Origin of the sequence: Micromonospora sp. NPDC048830 (assembly GCF_043198215.1) — a bacterium.
Lineage (GTDB): Bacteria > Actinomycetota > Actinomycetes > Mycobacteriales > Micromonosporaceae > Micromonospora.
The window spans coordinates 117838-126208 of sequence record NZ_JBICUP010000010.1 but is presented as its reverse complement, the minus strand read 5'-3'; the positions used below and the strand labels follow the sequence as shown (position 1 = coordinate 126208).

Annotated in this window: 7 protein-coding genes and 1 pseudogene; 3 read left to right on the top strand and 5 right to left on the bottom strand. The window is 73.6% G+C overall.

Features of this window, described 5'->3' with window-relative positions:
* The first annotated feature begins 659 nt into the window (after positions 1-659).
* Positions 660-1253, top strand: coding sequence for a hypothetical protein (locus ACGFIZ_RS12090; RefSeq protein WP_393418540.1), 594 nt, complete (start codon positions 660-662; stop codon positions 1251-1253).
* 104 nt (positions 1254-1357) lie between these two features.
* Here the strand turns inward: ACGFIZ_RS12090 and ACGFIZ_RS12085 are convergent, their stop codons facing one another.
* Together ACGFIZ_RS12085 and ACGFIZ_RS12080 are read right to left on the bottom strand one after the other, a co-directional pair.
* A complete protein-coding gene (locus ACGFIZ_RS12085) occupies positions 1358-2809 on the bottom strand; it encodes an MFS transporter (RefSeq protein WP_393418441.1) in 1452 nt (483 codons plus the stop codon).
* A gap of 79 nt (positions 2810-2888) precedes the next feature.
* Positions 2889-3125 (bottom strand): hypothetical protein, encoded by a 237-nt coding sequence (locus tag ACGFIZ_RS12080; protein WP_393418439.1) that lies wholly within the window; start codon positions 3123-3125, stop codon positions 2889-2891.
* A gap of 182 nt (positions 3126-3307) precedes the next feature.
* Between ACGFIZ_RS12080 and ACGFIZ_RS12075 the strand changes: the two genes are divergently transcribed.
* On the top strand, positions 3308-4465 hold the full coding sequence (locus ACGFIZ_RS12075) for a geranylgeranyl reductase family protein (RefSeq protein WP_393418437.1): 1158 nt from the start codon (positions 3308-3310) through the stop codon (positions 4463-4465).
* Between the two features lie 65 nt (positions 4466-4530).
* On the opposite strand, the pseudogene ACGFIZ_RS12070 reads toward ACGFIZ_RS12075, so the two are convergent.
* The 3 genes and pseudogenes from ACGFIZ_RS12070 to ACGFIZ_RS12060 all read right to left on the bottom strand — a co-directional run bounded on the left by ACGFIZ_RS12070 (position 4531) and on the right by ACGFIZ_RS12060 (position 7228).
* Positions 4531-5996: pseudogene (locus tag ACGFIZ_RS12070) on the bottom strand (metallophosphoesterase).
* Positions 5997-6227: 231 nt separating this feature from the next.
* Positions 6228-6890, bottom strand: coding sequence for a nucleotidyl transferase AbiEii/AbiGii toxin family protein (locus ACGFIZ_RS12065; RefSeq protein ID WP_393418435.1), 663 nt, complete (start codon positions 6888-6890; stop codon positions 6228-6230).
* Positions 6887-7228 carry a hypothetical protein gene (locus tag ACGFIZ_RS12060; protein ID WP_393418433.1) on the bottom strand — a complete coding sequence of 114 codons (342 nt, stop codon included), beginning with the start codon at positions 7226-7228 and terminating at the stop codon, positions 6887-6889. The genes ACGFIZ_RS12065 and ACGFIZ_RS12060 overlap by 4 nt, the downstream gene beginning before the upstream one ends.
* A gap of 681 nt (positions 7229-7909) precedes the next feature.
* On the opposite strand from ACGFIZ_RS12060, the gene ACGFIZ_RS12055 reads away from it, so the two are divergent.
* Positions 7910-8332: a protein phosphatase gene (locus ACGFIZ_RS12055; RefSeq protein WP_393418431.1), complete on the top strand. Its 423-nt coding sequence runs from the start codon at positions 7910-7912 to the stop codon at positions 8330-8332.
* The last annotated feature ends 39 nt before the right edge of the window (positions 8333-8371 follow it).

Here is an 8371-nt window from a genome sequence, read left to right as displayed (position 1 = left end):
GCGGGGGGGGGGGGGGGGGGGGGGGGGGGGGGGGGGGGGGGGGGGGGGGGGGGGCCCCGCCGTGCCCGGCTCCGGGCGGTCAGGCTTGATCCCTGCGCCGGTCACGGCGGGCCCCACCCGGTCCGTCGTGCGCGCTGTCCGCCCGGATGCGCGGGCTGCGCCGTCCCCCCCCTCCTGGGGTACGCCGTTGGGCGCCCGGGTCAGATCCGCGCACCCCCTCCAAGATCCGCACACTTTCACGGAAGCTGTTGCCTCCTCGCGTGTTCGAGGCCACACCTTCCGTGAGGTTGTCCGGATCTTGCCCGCCGCCCACACACCCTGATGGGTGGCATGTCCGGTTTTGGCTGTGATCGAGGTGCTGGCGGGGCGGAATCGGGGCCGGGGCGGGGGCGTTGAACACCGGTGCACGACCGAGGAAGGCCCCTACGGGTTGGGGTGACTGCGGGTCCCCTGGAATGATGGCGGGTCGCCGGTCGTTGTGCATGGTCCCGGCGCCCGCAACGAGGCAACCCCCGTGACGAGGCACCCCTGCCCCGCGGTCGCACCGGGCAGAGACTCTTCCCCCTTTTCACGCTTTCGAGCGCCTGACGGTGCTTGCGCACGCCTGCCCGATCCCCCTCGGCGGTGTGTGCGCCAACCCCCGAATGGAGCTTTCGATGATGAACACGATGCTGCGTAAGAGCGTTCTCGGTGTTGCCGGTCTCGCGTTCGCCGGTGGGCTTGCCGCCGGCCCCCTGCACGCCACGAACGCCACCACCGCCTCGCCGGTCGAGGCCAAGCCCGTCGCCGTGGTGCAGACCGACAAGCCCGACAGCGGCAAGCTGATCCCGCACGGGGTGCAGGGCGCGCAGTCCCGCATCGACCTTGACGGCGAGCAGGTGGCGAACGTGAAGGCGATCATCGCCGCGACGAAGAAGGCCGGCCTGCCCGAGCGGGCCGCCGTCATCTCGATCGCCACGAGTCTCCAGGAGTCGAAGCTGGAGAACCTGGGGCACCTGGGTGACCGTAACGACCACGACTCGCTGGGCCTGTTCCAGCAGCGGCCGTCGTCGGGTTGGGGCACCCCGGAGCAGATCACGGACCCGGAGTACTCGACGACGGCGTTCCTGAAGGGTTTGAAGCAGGTGGACGGGTGGCAGGACATGCCGCTGACCGACGCCGCCCAGACGGTGCAGGTGTCGGCGTACCCGGACGCGTACGCGCAGTGGGAGCAGCAGGCCGCCGACCTCGTCACCCAGCACTGGAACAGCTGACACAGGCACAAAAACGCCGCTGGCCGGCACCCCACAGGACGGGGTGCCGGCCAGCGGCGTGTTCAGGTCGCGCGGCGGGCGTAGGTAGCCGATGGTGACGGGCGTCAAGGAGGGGCGCTGCCCTTCCGTCGCCCGCGCTGGATGTCCAGCAGGGCGGCCAGCAGGGCGAGCGCGACGATACCGGCGGCCAGCAGCAGCGATCGCCGGAACGCCGAGGCCCAGTCCCCGTGCGTGGCGGCCAACGACGAGAAGAAGAGCGCGCCGACGGCCGCGATGCCGGCGGCGGAACCGATCCGTTGGCCGGTCTGGAGCATTCCCGCGCCGCTGCCCGCCTGGGGCACCGGCACCTGCGAGAGGGTGAGGGTCTGGTTGGGCGTGATGACCAGGCCGCTGCCCAGCCCGGCGACCAGTAGCGGGACGGCCGTACGGAGCGGGACGCCACTGTGCGGCTCGCCGCGCAGCACGAACACCACCGCGCCGAGGCCCAGCATCACGACGAGCAGGCCGACGGCGACCAGTGGCCGGCCGTACCGGTTGACGATCCGGCCGCCCAGCGCGGAGGCGGCGGCCGACCCCAGGGCGAACGGCGTGATCGCCACGCCGGCGACCAGGGCGCTGTAGCCGAGACCGATCTGCAGGTACAGCGTGAAGATGAAGAAGATCGCGGTGAACCCGCCGAAGTAGAGCAGCGCGATCAGGGCTCCCAGCGAGTACGACCGGAACCGGAACAGCCGCAGGTCGAACAGCGGCGCCCGGTGTCGCGCGTACCGGTGCTCCCACAGCGCGAAGCCGGCGAGCACGACGAGTCCGGCGGGGATCAGCAGCCACTTCCACGGCGTCTGCCACTGCCGCTCCTGCACCAGCGGCAGCAGTACCAGCACCACGCCGGCGCCGAGCAGCAGCACCCCGAGCGGGTCGAGTCGGTTGCGCTCGGCCGTGCCGGCAGGCTGCGCCGGCAGCAGGCGCCAGCCGAGGACGACCGCGACGACGCCCACCGGGACGTTGACGAAGAACACCCACCGCCAGCCGTCCTGCTCGCCGCCGAGCTGGATCAACAGCCCGCCGAGCAGCGGCCCGATCGCGGTGGAGATGCCGATGGTCGCGCCGAGCAGCCCGAACGGTCGACCCCGCTCCGGGCCCCGGAACAGCTGCTGGATCAGGCCGGTGACCTGCGGGTTGACGATGCCGGCGGCGGCGCCCTGCAACAGCCGCGCCCCGACCAGCCACTCGGGCGAGCGGGCCAGCCCGGCCAGGGCGCTGGTGAGGGTGAACAGGGCGATGCCGAGGACGAACGCGTTGCGCCGTCCCCGGGCGTCGCCGAACCGGCCCGCCGGCACGAGCGCCAGGCCGAAGGTGAGCGCGTACCCGGACAGGACCCACTGCAGGTCGCTCGGGGTGGCCCGGAGCGCCCGGTCTATCGACGGCACCGCGACGTTGACGATGCTCACGTCGAGCAGGGTCATGAAGGCGGCGACCAGCCCGACGCCGAGCGCCTGCCACCGTCGCCGCTCGTCGCCGGGGTCCGCCGGCCGGCCCGGCTGTTCGGCGCTGGTCACGGTGCCCCCCGTAGCCCGGCGGTCGAATGTCCCTGACCGCTACCCGCGCCCGGTGGGGGCAAACCGCGACCGGGCGGACTCACGCCATCTGGCGGGCGCACCAGCGGGGGCCGAAGTCCAGGCCCGCCATGGGGGAGTCCTCCCGGTGCAGGAGGTTCTTCTCGGTCAGCATGTGCAGCGGGGCGTGGATCTCCTCCGCGGACAGCCCCGACTCCGCCGCGATCATGTCAGGGTACGGGACCTGCCCCCGGGCCTCCAGCGCCGTCACCGCCTGGTACACCCGTTCCTCGACGTCCGACAGACGTACCTGCTGCATCGCTCTCCTCCTCGGCGTGACCGCCCGCCAGGGGCGGAACTGCGCTGCGCGGTTACCCGCCGCCCCGCCGTTGATGCCCGCCCGATCGAGCGGTTCGGCCCCGCCGTACCCGGACGCGCCCCGCCACCTGCCGGGGCGCGGCGCGCGGGCCGTCGCGGCGGGCCGTGCCCTAGGCTGCAACCGTGATCAACTGGGACCTGGTCGTCGTCGGCGGTGGCCCCGCCGGGCTCTCCGCCGCCCACGTCGCGGCCACCGCCGGGCTGCGCACCCTGGTCGTCGAGCGGGCCGCCCACCCCCGGTACAAGACGTGCGGCGGTGGCCTCATCGGCACGTCCGCCGCGGCCGTCGGCGACCGGATCGACGTGCCGGCGCACGACCGGGTGGACCGGGTGACGTTCACTCGGGACGGCCGGCGGGAGTTCACCCGCCGGCACGCGGCGCCCCTGCTGGCGATGGTGCGCCGCGAGGAGTTCGACGACCGGCTGCGCGCCGCCGCCGTCGCCGCCGGGGCCGAGCTGCGCGAGCGGGCCGCGGTCCGCGCCCTGGAGCAGCACCCCGAGGGGGTACGCCTGCGGCTCGCCGACGGCGAGACCGTGCACGCCCGTACGGTGATCGGCGCCGACGGTTCCTCCGGGGTGACCGCCCGCCACGTCGGCGTCCGGTACCGGCAGGTGGATCTGGGGCTGGAACTGGAGTTGCCGGTGCCGGAGCGGGAGCAGCGCCGCTGGCGCGGGCGACTCCTGCTGGACTGGGGGCGCATCCCCGGGTCGTACGCGTGGGTCTTCCCCAAGGGCGACCGGCTGACGGTCGGGGTGATCGCGGCCCGGGGCGAGGGGGAGCGGACCCGCGAGTACCTGCGCCGGTTCGTCGACCGGCTCGGCCTGTCCGGGGTGAGCGCGGAGCACGACTCCGGGCACCTGACCCGCTGCCGCGCCGACGACGCGCCGCTGCGCCACGGCCGGGTGCTGGTGGCCGGCGACGCGGCCGGCCTGCTGGAACCGTGGAGCCGGGAGGGCATCAGCTACGCGCTGCGCTCCGGGGCGCTGGCCGGGGCGGCCGTCGTCGACGGCGATCTGGACGGCTACCGGCGGTCGGTGGAGCGGGACCTGGTGCCCTCGATGCGGGCCGGGTACCGGCTGCTGGACGTGTTCTCCCGGCGGCCGGACGTCTTCCACGCGCTGCTGGCCACCCCGCCCGGCTGGCGGATGTTCGTCCGGTTCTGCCAGGGCCTGACGAGCTTCGAGGAGACACTGACGCGGGCGCCGGTGCGGGCGGGGCTGGCCCTGCTGGACCGCCTCCCGTCGGCCCGGCAGACCCGTCGGCGGGCCGCCGCCGGCTGAGCCGTCCCACGTACGCGGACGGGGCCGCGGGTGTCGCCACCCGCGGCCCGCCGCACGACGTCGCGTCAGAAGACCGGCACGCCCGCGCGCACCAGCTTCCAGTGGGGGACGTAGAAGTCGGCCGGGTCGATGACGCCCTTGGCCTGCGCCCAGTCGATCAGCAGCTTCCGCTGGCCGGCCGGCCTGCTGATGTCGAAGACGTAGAGCCCGGCCACGTCGCGGATGCGCACGTCACCGGCGGGGAAGACCGCCGTGCGGCTGAACGGGGCCGCGATCGACAGCACCGGCAGGCCCGCGTACGCCGTGCCGGCCAGCGCCTCCGTGACCACCTCGGTCTGGACGTGGTTGATGAAGTCCAGGATCGGGGTTTCCTTTACCGGGACTCGGCGGCCGACAGCTCCACACTCGACTGGGCGACGACATGGTTGACGTACGCGACGGTCTTGCCGTGCTGGCCGCGCACGGCCGCGAGGACCGCCGGGTCCTCGACCACCGTGTTGGTGTTCAGCATGCTGGCGCGCTTGGCGGCGACCTTCCAGCCGCCCCGCTCGCGGACCAGGGTGAAGTCCATCCGGGTCAGCCGCTGGCCCCACCTCGAGGGCTCGGACATCAGCACCTGGGCGCCGGTCTCCGTGTTGGTCACGAACTTCTCGACGACCTCGTTGTGCGCGTGGCCGAAGAGGATCGCGTCGATCCCGGGCACCTGCTCGGCGATCATGGTGCACGGGTTCTCGTTCGGCAGCTCCGGGCCGTAGCTGGAGGTGCCGCTGTCGCCGCCGTGCGCCGAGATCACGACGAGGTCGGCGCCGCGCTCCCGCATGATCGGCACCCACTTGGCGGCGGTCGCCACCATGTCGGCGAAGACCAGCTTGCCCTCGACGTTGCCCTTGTCCCAGATCGCCACGCCGGGGTTGGTCAGGCCCAGGATGCCGACCTTCAGCTTCGGCGCGCCGGCGCCGCCGAGGTCGACCTCCTTGATGACGTACGGCAGATACGCCGGCTTGCCGGTGGCCTCGTTGATCGCGTTCGCGGCGAGGGCCGGGAAGCCGAGCTGGCCGATCCACCTGGCCAGCAGCGGCAGCCCGTAGTTGAACTCGTGGTTGCCCAGCGTGACGGCGTCGTACTTCAGCACGTTCATCGCGTTGGCCATCGGGTGCGTCTCGCCGGTGACGGTGATCGGCTTCTGCTTGGCGTAGTACGTGGCCAGCGGGGTGCCCTGGATGGTGTCGCCGGCGTCGAGCACCAGGGTCGCCTTGCCCGCGCGCTCCGCCCGGATCTGGTTGACCAGGGTGGCCAGCTTCGCGACGCCGATGTCGTTGTGGCGGCTGTCGTCGTACTCGGCGTCCTTGTAGTAGTCCCAGTTGTAGACGTTGCCGTGGGTGTCCGAGGTGCCCAGGATCGTCAGGTCCCAGGTCTTCGTGCCCTTCGACTCGGCCGCCCGGGCGGGAACGCCGACGATCAGGGGGGCGGTCGCGGCGGCGGCCGCGACGGCCAGCACCTGGCGGCGCGATGCGCCGGAGGAGGAGGTCATGAGGAGCCTTTCCATGGGGGTGTACGCGCCCCGTGGACGCCGAGCGCACCACAACCATCCCTGGTCACCAGTGTCACAGCGGCCCGAGCTGTGCCACACCACCGGCGCCGAGCGACAGCCCGGCGTGGCAGCCGACCATTCGCTCGACGAGTCTTTCGGCTTCGGCGGGGTCGTCCGTCCGGCGTGTCTTTCGGCTTCGGCGGGGTCGTCCGCCCGGTGTGCCTTCCGGCCTCAGCGGGGCCAGGTTGCCAGGCGGGCGCGGAGGCAGCCGACCTGCTCCGGGCCCAGGCCGTACCGGGCGAAGCGGCGGTCCGGCAGGCGGTCCAGGTAGCGGCCGGCGGCCCGGACGTCCTCCGGGTCGAGCGCCGGGTCCACCTGGCGGGCCAGGTCGAGCAGCTCGGGCACCGGGTAGTGCTCCAGGGCCGCCGCCACGTCGATGAAGTCGCGCACCTCCCGCCGGTTGACCAGCGCGGCCGTCTTGTTCGCCACCAGGTCGCGCAGGTCCATCACCGGTCCGAGGTCCATCACCACCGGGCTTCGTCGCCGGTCGAGCCGGGCCAGGCTCAGCCGGATCTGCCGGGAGCCCCGGCTGACCACGAAGTCCTTCAAGTCCCGGTCGAACCCGGCGAACAGCTCGCCCAGGTCGCTGTCCGGGTCGGCGTCGGTCACCTCGAAGCCGGCCTCCTCCAGCGCCGCCCGTACCCCCGTCGCCGCCGCGGCCGCCGCTCCCTCGACGTCGGCGAAGAGGTCCACGTCCTCCGTCGGCCGGAAGGTCAACCCGTGCGCGGCCCAGGCCACCCCGCCGCCGAGCACGAACCGGTGCCGCCCGGCGACCGACAGGGCGACCCGGGCGACCTCGCGGTAGAAGTCGTCCGGCGGGGCGTTGTCACTCACGCCGCGCGCAGCTCGTCGTGCCGGTGCTCCCACGCCTCGCGGACCCCGCGGGGCAGGTTGAGCAGGCACCACACCTGGCGCAGCAGGTGACCGTTGACCAGTTCGCGCAGGTCGTCCGCGCGGGTGGTCTCGCGCAGCACGTTCTCGTACATCCAGAGCAGGTCGTCCGGGTCGGCCAGGTCGAAGGTGCGCTCCGCGTTCCACATCAGGCGTACGGGCAGCTCGACGATGCCTCGGGTGGGGCCCGTCAGCTCGGCCAGGGTGGAGGTGACCACGGCGGGGCGGCCCGGGCGGGCCAGGAAGGCCACGCCGGTGGAGGTGGGGGAGACGCCCTGCATGGTGTCAGGGTAACGCCTGGTCGGGGTGGTGGGGCGGTGCCGTTGCCCGGTTGGTGTGCGGTGGATCCGGCCCCGGGCCTCGCGTTCGTTCGTCGAGATGGGGGTGGTTGCGGTGGGGGTGGGTTGCGAAGGGGTGGTTGCGGTGGGGGTGGGGTGGGGTCCGCCCGGACCCGCTCCCGGCGGGGAGGCGTTTTACCAGCGCCCGGCACCGCGGGCCCCCACCCCCCCCCCGCCCCGGCGCGGTCCCTGGGCACGGTACCGGGTGGAGGCCCACCCGCCTGGCTGCGGTCCGGTAGCCGTGTGGTGATCGACTCGATGTCGGCGACATGGCGGGCATCCCGGGGCCCGGACACCGCCATGTCGGCGACATGGAGTGGATCAACTCGTCCGCGTGTCCCGTTCGCGTCGAATGTCCGGCCTGGGCGTGCTGGTTTGACGCAGGTGGACGGGTGGCAGGACATGCCGCTGACCGAGGCCGCGCAGACGGTGCAGGTGTCGGCGTACCCGGACGCGTACGCGCAGTGGGAGCAGCAGGCCGCCGACCTCGTCGCCCAGCACTGGAACAACTGACCCACCCAGCACAACCGAACACGCACGACCGAACATGCAGGCAGGACTCGGCTGGCCGGCACCCCACAGGACGGGTGCCGGCCAGCGGTGTCTTCACAGCAGAATGAGGGCGTGGGTGCGACGGGGGAATGGTTGGAGCGGACCGGGGTGGTGGTGCTGCCGCGCGGGGCGACGGTACGCGGCCGACGGATCGGCGATCCGGCCACGCCCGCCGACTTCGCCCTGCTGCTGGCGCCCGGGCCGGTGCCGGCGTGGGCGTACCGGCGTGTGCGCTGGCCGGACTTCCTGCTGCCACTGGACCGGGCCGACGCCCTGGACGCCCTCGGCGAGGCGCTGCGTCGGGCGTACGCCGGGGAGCGGGTGGAGGTGGCCTGCCGCGGCGGTGCCGGCCGCACCGGGACGGCGCTCGCGGCGCTCGCCGTGCTCGACGGGCTGCCCGCCGAGCGGGCGGTGGCGTGGGTACGCGAGCGCTACCATCCGCGCGCGGTGGAGACGCCGTGGCAGCGGCGCTGGCTCCGGCGGCTGCCGGGCTGACCCCCTCCGGCGGCGGCCGCGCTGGCCGCTGCCAGACGC

Bases quoted from the DNA above. Each gene is read 5' to 3' on its own strand.
- ACGFIZ_RS12060 (WP_393418433.1), bottom strand. From the start codon at position 7,228: ATGCAGGGCGTCTCCCCCACCTCCACCGGCGTGGCCTTCCTGGCCCGC.
- ACGFIZ_RS12080 (WP_393418439.1), bottom strand. From the start codon at position 3,125: ATGCAGCAGGTACGTCTGTCGGACGTCGAGGAACGGGTGTACCAGGCG.
- ACGFIZ_RS12090 (WP_393418540.1), top strand. From the start codon at position 660: ATGAACACGATGCTGCGTAAGAGCGTTCTCGGTGTTGCCGGTCTCGCG.